Here is a 22097-nt window from a genome sequence, read left to right as displayed (position 1 = left end):
CTATGTTTTTCCAGCGACGCTGTGCAGCGAGTGGCAGAGGCTGAAGTACCGGCGAGCTTTTTGCACGTCGCGTCCGATCTGTTCGCGGAGCGCTTCGGGTGAGGGCCAGTGGATCTCGGGACGCAGGCGGTGGAGAAACGCGAGCGTGAGCGGTGTCTGCTCTGTCAACGCGATGGGATGAAAGTTGAGCAGGTGCGATTCAACTGTGAGCGCATCGGCGCCGAACGTCGGGCGCATGCCAATGTTGGTCACGGCTTCGAACGTTTCGGCCACCGGGCCTTCGCCAACAGTGAGCGTGGTGATGTAGACGCCGTTTGCCGGGAGCAGTTCATCATACGGTGCGAGGTTGATAGTCGGGACAGCGTAGCGCGTGCCGTAGCCTCTGCCTGATGCTGGCGTGCTGGTGATGCTGAAGGGGCGGCCCAGAAGCGCGCGCGCCTGGCTGACGCTTCCCTCGGCGACGAGCGTGCGGATGGTTGTAGAGGAGATAGCATGATGGCGCAGGTTGCGCGGCGTGTAGACGCGGACGGTAAAGCCGAGCTCGCGCCCCAGTGCCGAGAGGCTGTTGACTCCTGCTTCTGCTTGATAGCCGAAGCGAAAGTTTTCGCCTTCGTGCAGTTCCTGAACATGCAGTCTGTCACACAGAACGGTGGCGGCGAACTCGCGCGCGGTGTTGCGGGCCAGCTCTGTGGTGAAGGGAAGGACTACGAGTGTGTCGATGCCGGTTGCGGAGAGCAGGCGAATCTTTTCAGCGAGCGGCGTGATGAGCGGCTGGCGCGATTCGGGACGAATGACGCGGGCGGGATGCGGGTCGAAGGTGATGGCAACCGAGGCGATGCCTAGTTCGCGAGCGCGCGCGACGACTTCGGAGATGACCCACTGATGGCCGCGATGGACGCCGTCGAAGTTGCCGATGGTGGCGACGGATGGGCCGAAGTTGGCGGGCACGTCTCGGAGTTGGCGATAGATCTGCATCAGGCGATCTCGAATTGGAGTTGCAGGCCGTCGTAAGCGAGACGGATGTGCGCGGGTAGTGTGGCTTCGGTGGCGGCGTGGTCGAGGTCGTGGCTCATGTGCGTGAAGTAGGCGCGGCGTGGCTTGAGTTTCTCAACGAAGCCGATGGATTTTTCCAGATGCGAATGGCTGAAGTGCGGGTCGCGGCGCAGTGCATCGAGAATGAGCACGTCGAGGTCTTCGAGCAGTGGCAGGCTTTCTTCAGGCAGGTCGCTCATGTCGGTCAGGTAGGCGGCGGAGCCGAAGCGGTAGCCGGTAATCTGCTGGATGCCGTGTGTGACCGGGATGCGGCGGAAGGTTGCGCCGAAGACATCGATGCTTGCTCCGGGTGTGGAGTCGATGCGGTGAATCTCGACGCGTGCGCTGGTGGGGTAGCGGTTTTCGGCGCGGAAGGTGTAGCTGAAGATGCGCTCGATAGCGCTGGCGGTTTCATCGTCGGCGTAGATGGGCAGCTTGCCGGGCGCGTGGAAGCTGAGCGGGCGCAGGTCGTCGAAGCCCATGACGTGGTCGGCGTGCGCGTGTGTGTAGAGCACGGCGTCGACGCGGCGGATGTTCTCGCGGACTGCCTGCGCGTGGAAGTCCGGGCCGGTGTCGATCAGGACGACGCGATCGTTGTAGGCGAGGCGGATGGATGGGCGCGTGCGGCGGTTGCGCGGATCTCCGTCCGGCGTGGTGGCCGAGCGGCAGACGGCACAGTCGCAGCCGAGCGTGGGCACGCCCATCGAGGTGCCCGATCCGAGAAAGGTGAGGGTCGCCTGCATCTGTCTATTGGTTAGCGGACGATTTGAGGACCACGCGGGCCAGTTGGACCAGCAGGGCCACCAGCCGGATTGCCTTGCGCGGCCTTGGCTGCGGCTGAGCGGGCGATTGCCTGGGTGATCTCAAGGAAGGCCATGCGCAGCTCGAAGAGGGCGCTTTCGAGCAGGCGGGACTCGTCTTCGGTTAGGTTGCGCTTGGTCTTTTCGGCAAGCACGGCGAGCATGTCGATGCTCTGGCGCGCGCCGAGGATGTCGACCTGCGGCGGCTGGCCTTCGGGCGTGGCCCCGCCGAGTTGCATGATCGCGGTCATGTAGACGGATTGGACGAGGCTGTCGAAGCTCACCGCTGGTGGATGGTCTGCTCCGGGATTCGTGGCGCGGACGGCAGTGTCGAGTCGCTCGGTCGTCGCTTCATAGGCGCGGCGAGACTGTTCGGCCTGCTCTGCAGTCGGGCCGGGAGGCAGATCGTCGATTGGAGGTTGAGCAGTCTCTTCAGCCGTGATCTCGGGCTTGACGCTTGGTTCGGGTGGCGCGGCCTCGACCGGAGCGGGCTTGCTCTCTTTTTCGGGCGATGGATCGGCGTCAGGACGTAGCTCGCCATCGAGTGTGAACTTGCGGCGGTCGGTGACGACAAATGGCTTGTTCTGTTCAGACATGTTCTGACTCTTTTCGCGAAATTTAAGATGCTGCCTGCGGCGTGTTGGGTGCCGATAATCCGGATGCTCTGTAAGGTGTGGCTATAGGAGAGGCTATTCCACCGGGATAGCTGATGCCAATGCCGCGTTCGAGCGCTTCGCGGCGGATGTAGCCGAGGCCAAGTTGTACTGAACCCTCAGGCAGCGGGATGGCGGCAACGCTGGTGAGTTCGCCGACGGGTTTGCCTTCGGCTTCGAGCGCCGCACCCGCTGCCGGAAGCTCGCCTTCGAGCTGAAACGCTGTGAAGGTGCGATGGACATTGCCGCGCGAGCGGATGCGCTCGACGATCTCCTGGCCGAGATAGCAGCCTTTATTGAAGTGCAGCGCGCGGGCCTGCGCGGTCTCCTGCGGTAGGTCGCGGTCGCGGATGTCAGTGCCATAAAGTGGCGTGCCTTCGAGGATGCGGAGCCATTCGCGGCTTTGCGCATCGCAAGGCACGGCTCCTGCGGCGAGCAGCGCTTGCGTGAGGTTTTCAATTGTCTCGGCGCTTGCCCAGATCTCGAAGTGCGGGACCAGCGGGCTGTATGCATGCATGACTGAGACCTCAGCAGAGTTCCACGTTGTCGCCTGCATCTCAAGCTCTTGGAGCCGCGCGACGAGTAGGCCAACTTTTTCGAGCGTCGCCGAAGCTTCCGGGCCTGTGACGGCGATGCCGGCGCGGCTGCTGGTGACGTCGGCTAACTCAACGTCGTCCATGATGATGAAGCGGTCGAGCAGGGGCGTGAGCGTTGGAAGCTGCGTTTGCGAGGTCTCCAACAGCAGTGCGTCCGGCTCGGCAAAGATGGTTGCGTCGCCCTGGATGCGGCCTTGTGCGTTCAAAAAGAAGTTGTAGTTGCCTTCACCGGGCTTGAGCTGCTGGATGGAGTTGGTGGCCATGCCGTTCAGCCAGCGAACACGGTCCGATCCTGTGATGCGGAGCCAGCCTGTATTGTCGAGCGGGGAGATTCCTGTGCCGCGGAGCAGGGTGGCTAGCTGGGTGGCCGAAGATGTCTCGGTGCCGGGATGTGTCAGGGAGGCCATGGCGGGCGGAAGCGCGAAACTCTGCGTACACTTGATTATAGCGGTGGAATGCGAGGTTGATCTTGCGGCGATGGGTTTGGATGCGTGATGGACGCTTGATGGTGCTGGCGATTGCGATGTTGTTGGTCGCGGGCAGCGTGGCCTGTGTGGGACAAACCGCGACCGCTCCATCAGACAGTCAAACTCCTGCGGCGAAGGCGGAGAGCGACAAGCCGATGACGAAGGAGCAGGCGAAGGAGCTCTTCAAGTCGGTCGATGACATTCTCAACTTTGTCAGCACGGACTCGAAGCTGCCTATCGAGCACAGCGTCAAGCGCAAGCTGATCACGCGCGATGAGGTCAATCGCTACCTGACGAAGAAGTTCAATGATGACAAGAGCGCCAAGCATATGGAGCGCGACGAGATCGTGCTTAAGAAGTTTGGCCTGCTCGACCAGGACTTTCAGTTGCGGCCTTTCCTGCTCAGCCTGCTGACCGAGCAGATCGCCGGCTTCTACGACAACAAGACCAAAACGGTGAACCTGCTGGACTGGATCAAGCCTGACGACCAGAAGCCTGTGCTGGCGCATGAGCTGACGCACGCCCTGCAGGACCAGAAGGTAGACCTGACCAAGTGGTCAGATGTGGGCGAGGACAACATTGCGCGCAATGTGAAGGAAGATAACCAGCATCTGCAGACGGACGAGGCCGAGACTGCGCGGAGCGCTGTCGCTGAAGGCCAGGCCATGGCTGTGTTTGTGGATTATTCGTTGCGGCCTACAGGAAAGACAATTGCCGACACGCCAGGTATCGGTGAGAGGCTGAAGGATCTGGCTGCTGATACAAGCGGCTCGCCGATCATGGCTCGCGCTCCGCTGCTGTTGCAGCAGTCGTTGATCTTTCCCTACAGCGACGGGCTGGCGTTTGAGCAGGCGATTATGGTGAAGAAGGGAAGAGAGGCGGCGTTCGCCGGAACGTTAGCCAATCCGCCGTCGTCGAGCTTCGAGATCATGAACCCCGCGGCGTATATGGCGCACACGCCGGTGCCGGTGCTTCGCATGCCGGACATTCATCCGTTGATTGACGCAGAGTACACGCCGTACGACGTGGGCGTGATGGGCGAGCTGGATGTGCGCATCCTCACGGAGCTTTTTGGTGGCAAGGAAGTGTCGGATGCGCTAACCCCGGAGTGGGACGGCGGCCTTTACTATGCGGCGCAGCGCAAATCGGCGATGACTGACGGGCAGAAAGACTCGACTGCGTCGCTGGCGCTTCTGTACTACTCGCAGTGGAAGAGTGAAGACGCTGCGAGAGCATTTCTGCGTGTCTATACTCGCGAACTTCCGCGCAAATACACGCGTGTCGAGCTGAGCAAGAAGGATGCACAGAGCGCGGATGAGCAGGTTTACTCGACCAATGAAGGCGATGTGCTGCTCTCGGTCTCGGGCAAGGACGTCTTTATCAGCGAAGGCTTCGAACTTCCGCTGGCGCGCAAGCTCCGCGATGCGATTCAGAGTGTGCAGGGCACCGGGCCGTTGCAGGTTGCGGGAGTGAGGATGCATGAGCCGTCGTTGTCGATGGCCGAGATGCTTGGGTCGTTCGGCATGATGCGTGTGGGGCTCGAACGATATACTTTGAAAGGCGCAGGGGCCGGTTCGGGTATAACCAGCGTTTACTAATAAGGGAGACAACCGATTTGAGCAAGGCAGAGATTGGCATCATTGGAGGCAGCGGCCTGTACGCCATGCCGGGGCTTTCCAACATTCGCGAAGAGCGCGTGACCACGCCGTTTGGCGAGCCCTCTGACGCGTTCATCCTAGGCGATCTCGAAGGGCGCAAGGTCGCATTTCTTGCCCGCCACGGGCGCGGCCACAGGATTCTGCCGAGCGAGTTGAACTTCCGCGCGAACATCTACGCGATGAAAGCTCTCGGCGTCGAGCGCATTCTCTCTGTCTCCGCTGTCGGCTCGCTCAAGGAAGAGCACAAGCCAACGGATTTCGTGGTTCCCGACCAATTTATTGACCGCACGTTCGCGCGTGTCAGCACGTTCTTCGGCGAAGGCATCGTAGCGCACGTCGCGTTTGGCGATCCGGTTTGCGCCACCGTTGCGGACACCTTCACGAGCGCCTGCAAGGCGGTTGGTGTCGTGGGCAAAGCGGGCGGAACGTATGTCTGCATGGAGGGTCCGCAGTTTTCCACGCGCGCAGAGTCGAATCTCTATCGCAGCTGGGGCGCGGATGTGATCGGCATGACGAACCTGCAGGAGGCCAAGCTGGCTCGCGAAGCGGAGATCTGCTACGCGACGATGGCGATGGTGACTGACTACGACTGCTGGCACGAAGGCCACGATGACGTGACCATCGACCAGATTGTGGCCGTCCTGCACCAGAATGCTGAGAATGCGGCGAAGGTTGTGCGCGCTGCCGTTGCCGCGATGCCTGAAACGCGCACCTGCGGCTGCGGAGAAGCGCTGAAGTTCGCTATTCTGACTGACCGCAAAGCGATTCCGGCAGAGGCACGGAAGAAGCTCGCATTGTTGCTCGATAAATATTTGTAAATATCGCGGCAGGCTGATGCCCGATGTCCGTAAGGCGCAACATTTTCTGAACAGGAGTTCTGATGGCAATTCTCGTTGTAGGTTCGGTGGCGTTCGACAGCATTGAGACGCCGCATGGCAAGGTGGACCATTGTCTTGGCGGTGCGGCAACGCACTTCTCGCTGGCTGCAAGCTACTTTACCGATGTGCGCGTGATCGCGGTTGTTGGCAAAGATTTCAGCGCTGAGAACGAAGCTGTGATGACACGGCGCGGTATCGACACGCGCGGGCTTGAGCGCGCGGATGGCCTGAGCTTCCACTGGACCGGCGCCTACTCGGGCAATATGGACGAAGCCAAGACGCTGGGCACTGACCTGAATGTGTTTGCGAACTTCGAGCCGAAGATTCCCGAGGCATATAAGGACACCGAGTATCTCTTTCTTGCCAACATCGACCCAGTGTTGCAGGCGCGTGTTCGCAGCCAGATGCCGAAGGTGAAGATGGTGTGCGGCGACACGATGAATTACTGGATCGCCGATCATCGCGCGAACCTTGAAAAGGTCATGCGCGAGCTGAACGTTCTGCTGATCAATGATGGCGAGGTGCGGATGCTCGCCGGTGAGAAGAACCTGGTCGTCGCCGCAGAGAAGGTCCTGGCGATGGGGCCGAAGACTCTGGTGGTTAAGCACGGCGAGTACGGCGCGACGGCGTTCTTCAGCGAGCGTTCTTTCGGTGGCGGCCTGAAGGCCAGGCATCCGTTCCGCGCGCCTGCGCTGCCTCTGGCCGAGGTGGTGGATCCGACCGGCGCTGGCGACTCGTTTGCCGGAGGGTTCTACGGCTATCTCGCCTCGCAGCCGGAGCTCACGCCGGCAGTCTTCCGCAAGGCGATGTTCTACGGCGGAGTGATGGGATCGTTCGCTGTGGAGCGGTTCGGTACGGAGCGTCTGCAGAATGTGACGCGCGAAGAGATTGACGCACGTTTCAAGCTGTTTCAGGAGATCTCGCACCTTGACTACACGGGGGCGTAAAGCGGCAAAGAGCGAACCGGCGAAGCTCAATCCGGTCGTGCTCAACGGCACTGGCGACGGGGAGGTACGTCCGGCCACGCGGGAGGAGACCTTTCCTGTCGCCATGGCCGCGCTGGTGCTGGGCTTTCTCGCGCTCGTGGTCTGCATCCAGAAAGGTTATCTGCTGCTCTACGGCGATGCGGTAGCGCATCTGGGCATTGCGCGCCGCATCCTCGACTCGCGTAATCCCGGTCTCGTGCAGCTCGGTGGCGTGTGGCTGCCGTTGCCTCATCTGCTGATGGCTCCGTTCGCCCAGAAGATGGAGTGGTGGCAGAACGGTCTTGCCGGCGCATGGCCGTCGCTGGTGAGTTACATCTTCGCAGTAGCCGGCATCTACAGGCTCTCGCGCCGCATGATGACGGCTGCCTGGGCCTTTGCCGCTGCGGGGTTCTTCGCGTTGAACGCTAACCTGTTGTATCTCTCGACCACCGCGATGACGGAGCCACTGTTTCTGGCCATCGTCATCTGGATGGTGCTGCTGACGATGGAGTGCGTTGACGCCATCAATGTGGCGGAGACAGCGCTGGTCTCTCGGCGCCTCATCTTTATCTCATTGCTGATTCTCGCTGCGGTCTTCACTCGATACGATGGATGGATTCTGGGAGCGGCTGTGTGGTGCGTGCTGACGTGGCAGCTTGCGCAGAGACGCGACGTCTGGCGCAGCGTATCCACATCGTTCGTGGTCTTCACGCTGCTGACGGTTGCCGGACCGGTGGGCTGGTTTGCTTACAATCAGCACTTCTTCCACGACTGGCTGGACTTCATGCGCGGGCCTTATTCCGCGGCTGCGATTGATAAGCGGACGACTCCGCCGGGCGCAGGGCACTATCGCGGATGGCACAATCCGCTCTGGGCGCTGGTGCTCTACACGCGCTCGGCACAGGTGGACGCAGCCGCGTGGGAGACTGGCTTTGGCGTCATGGCGGCCGCGCTTGCGGGACTGGTACTGGCAATCCGCCGCAGAGTTGCGCTGGCGTCACTGCTGCTGTGGGTGCCGCTCCCGTTTTATATCTACGCGGTGGCGTACGGTTCGGTGCCCATCTTCATCCCGCAGCTTTATCCGCACTCGTACTACAACTCGCGCTACGGCATGGAGATGCTGCCGGCATTTGCCGTGTTCACCTTCTTTGCGGCGGCGTGGGCGCAGGAGTGGGTGAATAAACGGCAACCGCTGGCCGCGCGCCTGATGCAACCCATAGCGATTCTGCTGATTGTGCTAAGCACGATTGCCATGATGTACAAGGTGCCGTTGGTGCTCAAGGAGGCAGAGGTCAACTCCACCACGCGCGTGGCGTTTGAGAAGTCGCTTGCGCAGGTACTCGACTCATTCCCGCCTGGCTCGCCCATCCTGATGTACAACTCCAGCTTTATCGGCGCACTTCAGGATGCGGGGATTCCGTTGCGCCAGACGATCAACGAGGAAGACCAGCAGAGTTGGCAGATTGCGCTGAATGCGCCTGCCGAGCATGCCGCGTATGTCGTCGCCATTGCCGGCGATGCCGTGTCCGATGCAGTTCAGAAGCATCCGGATGGCCTGACCGAGCTGACGATTCTTTGCACGACCGGCCAGCCCTGCGCGCGGATCTATCAGTCGAACAAGTTCGGAAACGCCCCGTCTTCAACGCACCCTTAACCTCTGCTGTTCTTGGTAAAAGTCTTGGCTTTTTGCGATGTTGATGCAGAATAGGAAGAATGGTTCCTTTTGTAAAAGCACACGCCTGTGGCAACGACTTCTTGGTGATTGAAGAGCATCTGGCTCAACGGCGACACGCCGATCTGGCGCGAAAGTTGTGTGCGCGCAACACCAGCGTAGGCGCAGACGGCATCGAGTTTCTTGAACGTAAGTCCAACGGCGAGCTCTTTCTTCGACTGTTCAATGCTGATGGCAGCGAGGCTGAGCTCTCAGGCAATGGCACGCGTTGCGTGGCGGCATGGCTGGCGAAGAACGAAGGGCGGAACGAGGTGGCGCTGGGCACGCATGGCGGCGTGAGGACCTGCCGCGTCGTCGAAGCCAAAGACCCGCTCTATCTGATCGAAAGTGGAATGGGCATTCCGCGCGTCATGCAGCGGACGATCGAAGTTCCGGGTGTCGGCAACGTGGCCGGCGCGATGGTGAATGTAGGGAATCCACACTTCGTCATCTTCGTTGACTCGGAAGATTTCAGCACGCACGGGCTCGCATGGCAGCAGCTCGGAGCACGCATCAGCACCAGCCCGTTGTTCCCGCATGGCACGAACGTCGAGTTCGTGCGTGTGCTCGCGAAGGACGAGATTGCGTTCCGCATCTACGAGCGTGGCTGCGGGCCGACGACTTCGTCAGGCACAGGTACATGCGCCTCGTCGGCTGCGTCGATGGCGTTGCGCGGAGTCGAGCGCGAGCTGACGGCCGTAGCTGAAGGCGGCTCGCAGCGCACAGTTTGGCCAACGGCCGAAGCAGAGATGCGGCTGACGGGACCGGCAGAGATTATCTGCATCGGTGAGGTTGTGGGCCTGTGAGCGCATCTCTGGTGAAGCCTCCGGCGTTGCGTCCTGGCGCGATGCTGGCCGTGCTCTCGCCTGCGAGCGCGGCGAAGCGCGACCGCGTGCTTCGCGGCATAAACCAATTGCACTCGCTTGGATATCGCACGGTGATGGGCGCACATGCGCTCGATAGCGGCCCGCTCTATTACGCAGGCACACGCGACCAGCGGCTGGAGGACTTTCACGCTGCGTTTGCCGATCCGGAGGTGGATGCGGTCATCTGCACGCGCGGCGGGTGGGGCTCGGCGGAGCTGCTGCCGTATCTCGATGCCGAATTGATTCGTACCAATCCCAAACCGTTCATCGGCTACAGCGACCACACATCGCTACACATCTGGCTTCAGCGCCAAGCAGGGTTGGTCACGTACTACGCGCCGATGGTTGCAGCGGACTTCGCGCGAGATGGTGGAGTCGATCTCGCAAGCTGGCGCAGCTGCTTCGAGGGCTCGGCTTCGTGGACGCTTGGAGCGACGGAGGGGCTGCGTGTTCTTCGCGGCGGAAGCGCCGAGGGGCGGCTGACCGGCGGCTGCATCTCGATCTTTGCCGAAGCACTGGGTACTCCTTATGCTCCGGAGGTCTCCGAGGACAGCATCCTCTTCCTTGAGGACATCGGAACCAAGCCGTACCAGTGGGACCGGATGCTACTGCATCTGCGTTATGCAGGATTGCTGGAGCGGGTGCGCGGAATTGTCTTCGGAGATATGCGGCAGTGCATTACGGCTGAGGAACAGGACCTGCTGGAGCGGGCGATTCTGCACTCGCTCGGCAGCTTCGATGGGCCCATTGCGATTGGGCTGCGCTCGGGACATGTGGATGGTGCGAACGTCACACTCCCGCTCGGCATTCGCGTTGCGCTTGACCTGACCGACGCGGGGAATCCGCGGATGCACTTTCTGGAGACCGCAGTCCGGGTCTAGTTTCTAATCTGGCACAACATGCAAAGTTCAAAACATATCTATCTGATTGGTATCTGCGGCACGGCCATGGCGTCGCTCGCCGGGATGTTGCAGGTTGCGGGACATCGCGTGACGGGCTCGGACGCTGCGGCGTATCCGCCGATGAGCGACCAACTGGCTGCGCTGGGGATTGCGGTGCACCAGCCGTACGCGGAAACGAACCTGAACCCGCGTCCTGACCTGGTGGTCGTTGGCAATGCGATCTCGCGCGGCAATGTGGAGCTGGAGCGGGTGCTCGACGAGCGCATCCCGTTCTGTTCGATGGCGGCGATTCTGCACGATGAGTTCCTTGTTGGCCGCGAGCCGCTGGTGGTCGCGGGAACGCACGGCAAGACAACGACGACAAGCATGCTCGCGTGGATCTACGAGGTAGCTTCGCGGACGAACCCCGCGCTTGCGCCGTCGTTCCTCATCGGCGGTGTTGCGGAGAACTTCGCAACGAGCTTCAAGGTGCGGCCCACGCGTCCTTTTCTGTTGGAAGGCGATGAGTATGACACGGCATTTTTCGACAAAGGCCCGAAGTTTCTCCACTACTTTCCGGATGCAATAATTCTGACGCACGTTGAGTATGACCACGCGGACATTTATCCGGACCTTGAAGCGGTGAAGACGGCCTTCAAGCGCCTGGTCAATCTGGTGCCGCGCCGGGGCCGTGTGGTTGCGTTCGATGGCAGCGCGAATGTTACCGAGTGCGTGGCGCGGGCGTTCTGCCCGGTCGAGCGATACGGTTTTGCCGAGGGTTCGCATTGGCGCGTGACAAGCCTTCGCCACGAAGGAGGCGTCTCGCATTGGACATTGCTGCGAAGCGGCGAACGATTTGCTGAGCTGAGCCTACCGGTTGCAGGTGAGCACAATGTGCTGAATGCAACGGCGGCGGCTGCGCTTGCTGCGGGGCAGGGCATTTCGGTTGCGGCGATTGCCGAGGCGCTCGCGTCGTTCCGAAGCGTGAAGCGGCGGCTGGAGGTGCGGGCCGTTGTTGGTGGCGTAACGATCATCGACGACTTTGCTCATCACCCAACGGCGGTGCGCGAGACGCTGCGTGCGTTGCGTGGAGCGTATCCCGGCTCGCGGCTGATTGCCGTGCTGGAGCCGCGGTCGAACACGCTGCGGCGGAATGTATTTGAGGCCGATCTGGTGGAGAGCCTCGCGCTTGCAGACCGCGTAGCCCTGGCGGCGGTGTTCAAGTCGGAGAGCATTCCTGAAGCGGAGCGGCTGGCTCCGGAGAACGTCATTGCCGCGCTGAATGCTCGCGGCATTCCCGCGGCTGTCCTGCCTGATGCGGACGCGATTGTGGCTGCGCTTGCTCCTGAGCTTCGCGAGAGTGACGTGGTGGCGATCCTGTCGAATGGCGGCTTCGGCGACATCTACCACAAGTTGCCGGAGGCGTTGACTCTTTCTTCTCGGTCTCTTCTCTAAATCCTTTGATCCAGATGGGTTGGACTTTGGTGGTTGGTGGTGCGCAAAACTGCGGCGACAAAACAACCGACCTGTAATGACAAAAACAACGACGACAGGAGTTGGCTGAGATACGTTTGTGCCCACTTGTAATCGGTCATGCTTAATTTTTCAGAAAGTAAACCGGCCAAGGGAACTGTTGTGCGTGAGCTTTCGTATTGGAAGAGGTACGAAAAGCGAGATTGTCATGAAGAGCAGTTTTGTTGTTGCCGTTGCCGCGGTTGCTTTCGCGCTGACGAGTGCTCATGCGCAGGTTCCGTGTCATGGCACGCGTATCTCCGGCATGGTACAGGACAGCACGATGGCTACGATTCCTGGTGCGCAGTTGGAGCTGGACCATAGCGCCGCGGAGACGAGCGGAGGCGATGGGCGTTTTGTCTTTCCGTGCGTTGCCGCCGGTAAACACGAGCTAATCGTGACGATGGACGGATTTGCGAATCGCTCGGTCACGTTCACGGCTCCGCATGGTTCCCCGCTCGATGTCGTGCTGAAAGTGGCGACTGTGGAGACGCAGGTGGATGTGTCGGGCACGGATTCGGCAGCGACCGATACGAACTCCAGCGGGCCGACGCAGACGATCTCCGGCTCGCGTCTGGCGTCGCTGGCAGATGATCCCGATGATCTGCAGCGTGAGCTACAACAGCTTGCGGCAGCGCTTGGAGGAAATCCGGCAAACACAACGATTGCAGTGGATGGTTTTCAGGACTCGAGTGCACTGCCGCCGAAGAGTTCGATCGCCTACATCCAGGTGAACCCCGACCAGTTCTCCGCGCAATATCGCGAGCCTCCGTTTGAGGGAGGACGTGTGGAGGTTTACACCAAGCCGGGACAAAAGGCTTATCACGGCGCGCTGTTCATGACGAATGGAAGTCCATGGGAGAATGCGCGCGATCCGTTTTCGGTGAGTAAAGCTCCGCTGGGCAAGCAGCGATACGGATTTGAACTGACAGGTCCGGTGCGCAAGACGGGAAGCGACTTCGCGTTGACACTGGAGCATCGCAGCATCGACAACTTTGCGGTAGTAAATGCAGTTACGGGGTTCGATGCTGAGGGAAATGCCGTGAGTACGATTGCGAATGTCGCAAGCCCACAGCGATTGTGGCTGGCGACAGCACGACTGGACTGGCAGCTCGGTGCGAAGAATACGTTCATTACGAGTTACAGCGCGAACGTGAATCACCTCGTCAACGTGGGCGTGGGCGGGCTTTCACTTGCAGAGAATGGCTACGACGCGCAGAAATATGAGCACATGTTTCGCGTGAGCGATGTGACGACGGCTTCGGCACACCTGATGCACGAGGCGCGCGTGAGTTTTCGCTGGGACGGCGAGACGGACACGCCGAACTCAACGGCAACTCAGGTGCAGGTTGCAGGAGCATTCACCGGAGGTGGAGCGACGATCGGCGCGCAGCGGCTGAGCGAGTTCCAGATTGAAGCAGACGATGATGCGATCCTGACGATGAAGAACCACACACTGAAGGCGGGCGTGCAGTTCTTTATGAATGACGAGCACCAGAAGCTGACTTCAAACTTCAATGGCACATATATCTTCGGATCGTTGCAGGACTATATCGCGGGGACGCCTACCGCGTTTACGAACGTGGCAGGAACGCCCGATGTGAGCTTCACCCTGGTACGCGATGCGCTGTTTGTGCAGGATGACTGGAAGTTGCAGCACGGAGTTCAAATCTCGGCGGGACTTCGGTATTACTTGCAGAACAATCCTGCATTGTATAACTCGATCACGCCGCGGCTGGGTATTTTGTGGTCTCCGACGAAGAAGGGCACGTGGACGCTGCATGCACATGCGGGCATGTTCGCGGGACAATATAGCCCTGGCACGTATGCAGAGATGTTGCGCGAGGACGGTATCCACCGCATCACCAGTACGGTGTACAACCCGGTGTATGGAGATCCGTTCCTGGGTGCAACTCCGATTCATAGCCTTCGCGTGTTTTCGCCGCATATCACGAACCTGACGTGGGCCGCAGAAAACATCGGAGGGACGCGTACGCTGCCGCATGGGTTCAATGTCTCTGCCGACTATTACATTGGGCGCATCTGGAACTACACCCGCTCGAACAATATCAATGCGCCTTTGAACGGTGATCCATTTGGCCCGCGGCCTGGCGTTGCGAACGTGAATATTCTTCAAATGCAGAACAGCGGCCAGGGGCGCGTGAATGCTGAGTTCTTCGGGATTGAGCAGCACACGCTGAAGCATGTGCAGTTCTTTATGGGCGCGGTGCGGGTGGACCTGATCGACGATACGGACGATAACGAGTTTTTCACGCCGCAGAATGCGTACTCGAATGCGGGGGAGTTGGCGCATCGTTCCGGGCAGAATGAGTGGAACTTTTTCGGCAATGCGACATTCAAGTTGCCGGAAAAAATAGAACTCAGCACAAATGTGAATGGCGGCGCCGAAGGGCGCTACAACATCACGACCGGCTTCGATAACAATGGCGATGGCAACTTCAACGATCGGCCGGAGTACGCTGCGCCAGGAACTCCAGGGGCGATTTCGACGCCGTATGGACTGCTGGTGGCCAGCGGCGGCATCGGTGTCTTCCCGCGCAATGAGGGTGTAATGCCGACCAGGGTTTACCTGGACATGAATGTGCAGCGTGCGTTCCCGCTGACTCGCAAACAGAAGGCGGAGCACAAGCAGACGCTCACAGCGAATGTTCGCTCGTCGAACGTACTGAACCACATGAATGTAACGGGTGTGGGCGGTGTGCTGGGTTCGCCGCTGTTCGGGCGGCCGTATGCTGCAGATAACGGCAGACGTGTTGAGGCGGGACTGCGCTATAGCTTCTGAGAGAGCGGCGCTGCGTGCTGTATTCTCAAAAGGTATGTTCGCGACGCTGAAGCTGTTGTTTGTGTACATCACCTTCGGGTCGATTGCCGGGATCGTGGGAATCCCGATCAGCTTTCTCATCCAGGACATCGGGCCGCTCTACTGGGTCGCGATGTGGATCGTCAAGACCGGAGTCAAAGCGGCTGGCATTCGCGTCGAGGTCGAGGGGCTCGAGCATATTCCCACGGACCAAAGCTGCATTCTGATGTGCAATCACGTCTCGAACCTGGACCCGACAGTCGTATTGCCGGCGATGCCAATGCGCTGCTCGGTGCTGCTGAAGAAAGAGCTGATGAGCATCCCGATTCTGGGTACTGCGATGCGAATGGGCAAGTTTGTCCCCGTGGAGCGTGGAGGCAAGCGCGATGCCGCGCAGGCTAGTGTGAAGGCAGCAGCCGAGGCGTTACAGTCCGGGTTAAGCATCGTCGTCTTCCCGGAGGGGACGAGGTCCAGAGATGGGCGGTTGGGCACATTCAAGAAGGGTCCGTTCTTCCTTGCACAGCAGACGCAGGCCCCGATCGTGCCGATTGTTCTTTCGGGAACGCAGACGATGATGAAGAAGGGAAGTGCTGCGATTCTGCCTGGAGTGGCAAAGCTTCGGCTGCTGCCTCCGATCGAGCCTTCAGCGTTCGCAAACCGCGAAGAGACTCTGCGTGCAGTCAGAGCAGCGATTGCCGAGGCGCTTCCGGAGGAGATGCGGCCCATTGAATAGCAAGGCGGCGAAGCTGAATCGGATGGCAATGCAAGAGCCCCATGCATGCGCGATCTGCTGCGTCATGCATGGGGCTCGATTGCGTTGTTGTTCAGTTAGCTGATGGAGCCGAGGGCCTTCTGTGCATCCTTGGCGGTCTGCGAGTTTTGTGGTGCAAGCGACTCCGCCTTTTTGAGCTCAGCCGTTGCATCGGAGCTGCGTGACAACTTGGCGTAGGTCATGCCCAGGTGATAGTGGATCGTAGCGTCGTTGGGCTCGTTTTTGGTTGCGTCTTCGAGCAGGTCGCGGGCCGACTCATAGTTGCCCTTTTGGTAGTAAACCCAGGCGAGCGTGTCGGCAGTGTTGGGCGAGGTAGGTAGAGCGCGACGCGCCGCCTGAGCGTAAGAGAGCGCAACGTCTAGGTTTTGACCGGTCTCGATCATCAGGTTGGCGAGATTGTTGTTGGCCATGGCCTGGTCGGGTTGGATGCCAATGGCCGACTTATACGAAGCGATTGCGCCATTGCGGTCTCCCTGTGCTTCCTGCAGCGAACCCAGAATGGTGAAGCCCCGTGCGTCACCCGGATGGCTCTGTGTCCACTGTTTCCACTTCTCGACAGCCTGTGCGGTATTGCCCTGAGCAATCTCGGCGCGGCTGTATGCCATGGTTGCGCCGGAGTCGTTAGGATTGAGTTGAAGGGCCTTCTGTGCGCTGGAGAGGCTTCCGGCTGCGTCGCCTGAGGCGAGTTGCAGATTAGCGAGCATGCTATACATCTCTGCGTTGTTCGGCGCTTTGGTGATCTGCTGCTGAACGCGAGCGATAATGTCCTTGATAGGCTGCTTCTGAGCGGACATGGCCGTGACAATCAGACCGAGTGCGCGTGCATTGTTTGGATTATCAGCGAGCGATTGTTCCAGCAGCTTCTGTGCTTCGGGAAGCTTATGCTGGATCAGGCGAAGTTGTCCGAGCTGGGCTGTAGCTTCCCAGTCCTTCGGGTTGAGTTTGAGCGCCTGGTTGAAGTCAGCCTCAGCGCGGTCATAGTACTTCTGGTTCGCCTCTGCGATGCCTTGCCAGACGTATGGTGTCGACGCGGTGGGATTTGCGGCCATGGCGCTCTTGGCCACATCCGCGAGTGTGGAGTAGTCGTGGTTCTGCATCGCGACGCTGGCCAGCGCTGCCTGCGCTTCCATATTCTTCGGGTTCATATGAACCGCGTCGGAGAAGCTCTGCTGCGCGGTGTTCATATCGCCTTTGGCCATGGCGGCACGGCCGAGCCAGAATTTGATGGCGAAGCTGTCGGGGTTGGCCTTAGCCGCTTTTTGCAACAGCGTGAAGGCATCGTTGGACTTCCCATCGTTCAGCAGCAGCATGCCGTTGAGTACAGCGACCTCAGGCAGCGAGCTGTCGGTCTTGGCAAGATCGTCGCCGACCTGCTTAGCCTTGGAGATGTCGTGGTTCAGAACAAGAATGCGCGCGTAGGCCAACTTCAGGGGCACACTCTTCGGGTGTTTCGAGACCATGTCGGCATAGTCAGACTCGGCGCGAGGTAGCTGATTGGTACGGATGTAATAGCTGGCGAGCAATCCGGCACCGGCATCGGTGTCATTGAGGTCTTCCGTGGCTTGTCGCAGTGTCTGCTCAGCCTGTGCGGTATTGTTCTGTCGGAGATAGACGTCGGCGAGCGCCGAGCGAACGACTACGTTCTTCGGTGTTGCTGCTTCGGCAGCCTGAAGCTGTTGTTGTGCTCCGGGAAGGTCTCCTTTGCGCTCGAGCATGGAAGCAAGCGCAAGCGCAGCGGTCGCGTCTTTGCTGTCGAGCGAGACGGCTTTCTTGAGCTGGTCTTCGCCAGCAGTGGCCGTGGACGGGTCTGATGCCTGAAGTAGGCCAAGCGTGGTGTGAAACTGCGCGTTGTCGGGTTTCAAAGAAATTGCATGTTGAATTTGTTGGATGGCTGTAGCGTGATCGCCCTTGTATGCAGAGACACCAGCTTGAAGCGAATAGGCAGATGCATTATTCGGATCGAGTTTCAAGACAGCGTCGGCTTGTTCGAGAGCCTTGTCAGCCTGGTGGCCGGCAAGCAGCAGATTGCCGAGGTCAATCCGAGCCTGGACGTTGTTGGGCTCCAGATCGACAGTGTGCAGCAACTCGGCATAAGCGGGGATGTAGCTGCCCTCTTTCAGGTAAACCTTGGCGAGCTGATAGTGAGCGTCGCCGAAGTTATGGTCGATCTTGAGGGCGTTAGCGAACTGAATGGAGGCTTCCTTTAGTTTGCCCTCGTTCGCGTAGCGCATACCGCTCTGCAGGTAACTCTGCTTGACCTTATTGGGGTCGCGATGGCAACCGAGAGTCGTGCCAAGGACAAGCGATAAAGACAAGGCAGTAAGAATGCGGAACGCTTTAGAGGCTGGTGAAGTTCTCATCTCAAATGTTCTCCGTTGATCTGTTTGAACGAAAAAATAGACGCTCAGTTGGGAATAAACCTGGGCAGAGAAGGAAGCATCATGCCGGTGAAACTCAGGGCTCGCGCCCGGGCTGATGCGAGAGTTTCGCCCGAAAGCACGGGCGTGATGACGCGGACGAGCGCACCGTCGGTACGGTTCATGCGGATAGCATCGGCCACCATGTAAGCTTTGGCCACGTATTCATTGGGAATGCTGCGCCCATGCGCCTGATACCAGTAGATGACGAACTGGCGTTGCTCGCCGTTGCTGATGACATATTCGCCGACGTCGTAATTCTTGCCGTTGACGTCCTGAATGGTGGTGTATTTGTGTGAATCGAAGACCCAGCCGGCGCCAGGCAGGCAGTGCTGCGGTGAGTGCATCGTCTGGCCGGTGCGCTGTGTGGCGAAGTATCCGATGAAGAGACTGACGGGCAGCGAGGTATCGTAATTCGCTGCGATCGGATCGCTGTTCTGATCGCCAGCCGGAAGCGGACGAGTATAGACACGGTTGAGGAAGTCGCCTTTGCCAAGCACAGCGAGCGTATCCGCATCGAGCGGAACATCCGTTGCCTGCCAGCTCCCGACGGTTGCTGGAAACCGGCTGAGCGGCTCGCTGTACGGGACGTTGTCAGCATCGCCGCGGTGGTTGAGCACGAAGATCGCGCCCACAAGAAGAACAAGGACGGTCCAGAACTTTGCTGATTTCATGCCGTCTGTCTCCTGCGCGGAATGAGCTCGATAAGGCGATGAACGAAATAGAGGAAGACCAGCGAGACGACGAAGATGACCCAGCCGGAAAATTCATGGAAGAAGCCGAGCGCCTTGTCCGGGTCCCAGTACTGAACGCAGAGGCCCGTGCCGACGATGCGGATTGCGTTGGCCGCAACCGCGATGGGGATGGCGGCGATGGCAAGAATGACGCGGCGGGTAGTGGACTTCTCAAGAAAGTAGCCATAGAAGATGGCCAGGGTGAAAAGGCTCATCAGTGAACGGATGCCGCTACAGGCTTCGGCGACTTCGAGTTTCATGATGGGCAACTGAATCACATTGCCTTCCTGCAGCGTGGGCACGCCGATCATTGGCAGAATGTCGCTGGCCAGTCGTGAGGCCAGAAGCTGCAACGGAAAGGTGATCTTGTTGAAGATGATCTCAGGGAACGGAATGGCCAGCAAAAGCACCAGCAGCGGAAAACGCAGCTCGCGCAGCATTCGGCTACCGAAGAAGGTCCAGATAAGGCCGCCCATCAGCAGCACAAACGAGATGCGCGAGGTGAACAGATCGACGCCATAGACGCCGAGAATCAGGACTGCGATCGCGAAGACAACAAGCGATATTCCCGCCCATGACTGACGGACAGGTATGGCGCGAAGAACCTTTCGGCGGTCCCAGACGAGGAACAATGAAAAAAGCGGGACGAGAAAGCCGTGTGAGTAATCCGGGATGGTGGCCCAGTCATGGACCAGCTTGAGTCCGATCCGGTAATAGACGACACAGAGCAGCAGCGCAATGATGCCGTAGGGCAACCAGGCACGGAAAGAACCGGCCTGAGCGTCACTTGGAGTCTCCTGCTGCGCAGTCTCTGGTGGAGGCGTAAGTTGTGCGGTTTCTGCGCTGTCACTCATCATTTTGTTTAGCCGTTATACTGCACGCACAAACTGTTAGCAATTACCCTTCCAGGGTGTGATGCGTCAAATTTCATGAAATTTCCGCGATAGGCGGCAACAGTCTACGAAAGTGGTAGGCAATGACCCCTCGAGGAGGAAAAGTTTTTCCCACCAATGCTGCTATTCTGCACCATAACAAGGTCTCGAGGGCAATCGAAAGCCCATAATCAAGTGTCGTGGAAAGGAATTTCAGCCGCTTGGACAATAGAAACGCCCGTAAGAGATGAATTTTGAGGTTCTTGGGCTAAAAATTATGGGTTGGTAACGTGTTTGGCAATCATACTGCATACAGTAGGGCTGGGTAGATAGACCGGCTTGAAAAGAAAAGGACACTGCCGAATTGGTGGTTATCTGTTCATGAGGTCATCCTCAATGTATTGATGGTGATACCGCTGGAGCGGGTCAGGATGCATCAGAGTAGATATAAACCAGATGTAATGTCCACCAGCAATGGGAGTTATCAAATGAAGTTGGCTTATGCAGTATTAGCTGTCATGGCGTCGTTGCCGTTTGTGGCGATGGCCCAGAAGCAGAATCAGGCGGCAACAGGCGCATCGGCCCCGTCCGCGGCTGCGGCCTCGGCAGCTTCGCCGACGGTGAATCCGGACACGTATGTAATCGGCGCAGACGACTCGCTGTCTGTGACCGTGTGGAAGGAGCCATCGTTCTCCGGCACGTTTCCAGTGCGCCCAGACGGCAAAATCTCGATGGTGATGCTGGGCGATATCCGCGCTGCCGGCAGAACCCCAACTCAGTTAAGCGGCGACATTACGGAGAGACTCAAAAAGTACATCCAGGATCCTGTAGTCTCCGTTGTCGTCATGTCAGTCAACAGCCAGAAGATCTTCCTGATTGGCGAAGTTAATCACACCGGCCCCACGATGCTGACTCCAGGCATGACGCCGCTCCAGGCAATTGCCGCGGCCGGCGGTTTGACGATGTTCGCCAACCAGAAGCACATCTATATCCTTCGCGGGGTTCAGGGTAAACAACAGAAAATCCCGTTCAATTACAAGAAAGCGCTCAAGGGCGATAACAGTCAGGACATCTCGCTCCAACCGGGCGACACGATTGTGGTTCCATGAGGCGCGATATGAGAACAGCGATATCAATATTGGCCCTGCTGGCAGTGCCTGGAATCGCCGCCTACGGTCAGGCAACACCCACGGCGACCAGTTCTGCCTCGTCCACGCCCGCTTCGATTGCGGGCACAAGTTCCGGCTTTCACCTTCCGTCCTCGGATGGCCTTTGGCACTATGCCATTGGGGCTTCGCAGATCGAACAGTACGGCTACTTCGGACCAAGCAATTGGACTGGTACTGGCTCGATCAACGGAGACCTAAGCTACGGGTCGGGGAGTGCGAGAGCTCCATTCAACATGGTCTATGGCGGCGGTGTCTTGTTTGCCGAGTCATCGAATGAGAACACTTCCACTTATCAAAACCTGGCGGTATCGCAAGGCTTGATGGCGGGCAAGTGGTCCTTTGGGTTGACGGATTCAGTGAGTTATCTGCCTCAGTCGCCGATTGCTGGATTCTCCGGCATTCCTGGCGTCGGCGATGTGGGTACGACTCCGGTTGGAAGCTCTCCACTGGGTCCTGCAGGCGGGTTGTTGACCTATTCGGGCAACCGCGTAGGCAACACTGTGTCTGGCAGCGCTGAGAGGTTGATTACGGGCAAGACATCGGTGAGCGCGATGGGTGACTGGAGCATCCTGCACTTTCTCGATGGCAACGCCGATGGATATGACACCTCCGATGCCTCGGGCGAAGCAGCCTTGAACCACAGGATCGATGCTCGTGACACGGTGGCGGTTAACGCTGTGTATTCGCTGTTTACCTTTGGCAAGGCTGAAGGCGGAATCAACTTCGTCACCCGCGGCGTCAACGGAGTTTATACACGGCTCCTGACCCACTCAATTGGGCTGGACATCTCGGCGGGTCCGCAGTGGTTGACGAGCTCCGACAAGACCCTCATTCCCAATAGCCTGAATGCGGCGGTCAGCGTCGGTCTTTCCTACGCTCGCGGCTTGTCGAACGCGCAGCTCGGTTACTCACGCGGCGTCAACAGCGGCTACGGCGTGCAATATGGCGGCCTCAGTGACACGGTCACGGCCGCGGTTGGACACGGGTTCGGGCGCCGGTGGCAGGCAGGTATCAATGCAGCCTACATGCATACCCAGTCAATTACCCAGAGCGGAGTGACTCCGCCGCCAGGACTGACGATCCCCTTGGGCGGATCATTCGACACGGTCTTCGGCGGGTTCCAGGTTACGCACCAGTTGAGCCGGAGCCTCTCTATCTACGGTAGCTATGCTGCGCAGCACCAGACCTACAGCGCCAACTACACCGGGACGAATGCATTCAATGGAACGTCCCAAACGCTTGCGATCGGGATTACGTATGCGCCGCGTGCGCTGCGTCTCGGTCAGTTTTAAG

At 59.2% G+C, this 22097-nt stretch carries 18 protein-coding genes; 11 read left to right on the top strand and 7 right to left on the bottom strand.

Going from position 1 to position 22097, the window contains the following annotated elements; genetic code table 11:
* The 4 genes from ribF to ygfZ are packed head-to-tail and all read right to left on the bottom strand — an operon-like array spanning position 1 to position 3488.
* Entirely contained in the window at positions 1 to 975 is a 975-nt protein-coding gene (gene ribF / locus IEX36_RS16465; protein WP_188760655.1) for a riboflavin biosynthesis protein RibF, read from the bottom strand.
* A complete protein-coding gene (locus IEX36_RS16460) occupies positions 975 to 1775 on the bottom strand; it encodes an MBL fold metallo-hydrolase (RefSeq protein WP_188760654.1) in 801 nt (266 codons plus the stop codon). Before IEX36_RS16460 ends, ribF begins: the two co-directional genes overlap by 1 nt.
* Positions 1776 to 1786: 11 nt before the next feature.
* On the bottom strand, positions 1787 to 2428 hold the full coding sequence (locus IEX36_RS16455) for a DUF1844 domain-containing protein (protein ID WP_188760653.1): 642 nt from the start codon (positions 2426 to 2428) through the stop codon (positions 1787 to 1789).
* Positions 2429 to 2450: 22 nt separating this feature from the next.
* Positions 2451 to 3488, bottom strand: a complete 1038-nt coding sequence (gene ygfZ, locus IEX36_RS16450) for a CAF17-like 4Fe-4S cluster assembly/insertion protein YgfZ (RefSeq protein ID WP_188760652.1) — start codon at positions 3486 to 3488, stop codon at positions 2451 to 2453.
* A gap of 80 nt (positions 3489 to 3568) precedes the next feature.
* On the opposite strand from ygfZ, the gene IEX36_RS16445 reads away from it, so the two are divergent.
* The 9 genes from IEX36_RS16445 to IEX36_RS16405 all read left to right on the top strand — a co-directional run bounded on the left by IEX36_RS16445 (position 3569) and on the right by IEX36_RS16405 (position 15573).
* Entirely contained in the window at positions 3569 to 5146 is a 1578-nt protein-coding gene (locus IEX36_RS16445) for a hypothetical protein (protein WP_229669080.1), read from the top strand.
* Between the two features lie 17 nt (positions 5147 to 5163).
* Positions 5164 to 6024, top strand: coding sequence for an S-methyl-5'-thioadenosine phosphorylase (gene mtnP / locus IEX36_RS16440; protein WP_188760651.1), 861 nt, complete (start codon positions 5164 to 5166; stop codon positions 6022 to 6024).
* 62 nt (positions 6025 to 6086) lie between these two features.
* On the top strand, positions 6087 to 7031 hold the full coding sequence (locus tag IEX36_RS16435) for a PfkB family carbohydrate kinase (protein WP_188760650.1): 945 nt from the start codon (positions 6087 to 6089) through the stop codon (positions 7029 to 7031).
* Positions 7012 to 8703 carry a hypothetical protein gene (locus IEX36_RS16430; protein ID WP_229669079.1) on the top strand — a complete coding sequence of 564 codons (1692 nt, stop codon included), beginning with the start codon at positions 7012 to 7014 and terminating at the stop codon, positions 8701 to 8703. Before IEX36_RS16435 ends, IEX36_RS16430 begins: the two co-directional genes overlap by 20 nt.
* 59 nt (positions 8704 to 8762) lie before the next feature.
* Positions 8763 to 9566, top strand: a complete 804-nt coding sequence (gene dapF / locus IEX36_RS16425; protein WP_188760649.1) for a diaminopimelate epimerase — start codon at positions 8763 to 8765, stop codon at positions 9564 to 9566.
* On the top strand, positions 9563 to 10507 hold the full coding sequence (locus tag IEX36_RS16420; protein WP_229669078.1) for a S66 peptidase family protein: 945 nt from the start codon (positions 9563 to 9565) through the stop codon (positions 10505 to 10507). Before dapF ends, IEX36_RS16420 begins: the two co-directional genes overlap by 4 nt.
* An 18-nt stretch (positions 10508 to 10525) precedes the next feature.
* Positions 10526 to 11962: a UDP-N-acetylmuramate:L-alanyl-gamma-D-glutamyl-meso-diaminopimelate ligase gene (mpl, locus tag IEX36_RS16415; RefSeq protein WP_188760648.1), complete on the top strand. Its 1437-nt coding sequence runs from the start codon at positions 10526 to 10528 to the stop codon at positions 11960 to 11962.
* A gap of 226 nt (positions 11963 to 12188) precedes the next feature.
* Positions 12189 to 14822: a TonB-dependent receptor gene (locus IEX36_RS16410; RefSeq protein WP_188760647.1), complete on the top strand. Its 2634-nt coding sequence runs from the start codon at positions 12189 to 12191 to the stop codon at positions 14820 to 14822.
* 34 nt (positions 14823 to 14856) lie between these two features.
* Positions 14857 to 15573: a lysophospholipid acyltransferase family protein gene (locus IEX36_RS16405; protein ID WP_188760646.1), complete on the top strand. Its 717-nt coding sequence runs from the start codon at positions 14857 to 14859 to the stop codon at positions 15571 to 15573.
* Between the two features lie 95 nt (positions 15574 to 15668).
* On the opposite strand, the gene IEX36_RS16400 is transcribed toward IEX36_RS16405, so the two are convergent.
* The 3 genes from IEX36_RS16400 to xrtA form a co-directional block, all read right to left on the bottom strand.
* On the bottom strand, positions 15669 to 17843 hold the full coding sequence (locus tag IEX36_RS16400; RefSeq protein ID WP_229669077.1) for a tetratricopeptide repeat protein: 2175 nt from the start codon (positions 17841 to 17843) through the stop codon (positions 15669 to 15671).
* A 173-nt stretch (positions 17844 to 18016) separates the two neighbouring features.
* Positions 18017 to 18703: an exosortase C-terminal domain/associated protein EpsI gene (locus IEX36_RS16395; RefSeq protein WP_188760644.1), complete on the bottom strand. Its 687-nt coding sequence runs from the start codon at positions 18701 to 18703 to the stop codon at positions 18017 to 18019.
* A complete protein-coding gene (gene xrtA, locus IEX36_RS16390; RefSeq protein WP_188760643.1) occupies positions 18700 to 19617 on the bottom strand; it encodes an exosortase A in 918 nt (305 codons plus the stop codon). The genes IEX36_RS16395 and xrtA overlap by 4 nt, the downstream gene beginning before the upstream one ends.
* Before the next feature lie 506 nt (positions 19618 to 20123).
* Between xrtA and IEX36_RS16385 the strand changes: the two genes are divergently transcribed.
* Together IEX36_RS16385 and IEX36_RS16380 are read left to right on the top strand one after the other, a co-directional pair.
* The gene (locus tag IEX36_RS16385; protein ID WP_188760642.1) at positions 20124 to 20744 is read left to right on the top strand and encodes a polysaccharide biosynthesis/export family protein; all 621 of its coding nucleotides are present in this window, start codon (positions 20124 to 20126) and stop codon (positions 20742 to 20744) included.
* A gap of 8 nt (positions 20745 to 20752) precedes the next feature.
* Positions 20753 to 22096, top strand: coding sequence for a hypothetical protein (locus tag IEX36_RS16380; RefSeq protein ID WP_188760641.1), 1344 nt, complete (start codon positions 20753 to 20755; stop codon positions 22094 to 22096).
* Position 22097: the final 1 nt, after the last annotated feature.

This window comes from Edaphobacter acidisoli (assembly GCF_014642855.1).
Classification (GTDB): domain Bacteria; phylum Acidobacteriota; class Terriglobia; order Terriglobales; family Acidobacteriaceae; genus Edaphobacter; species Edaphobacter acidisoli.
This window is presented reverse-complemented; position numbering and strand designations above follow the sequence as displayed.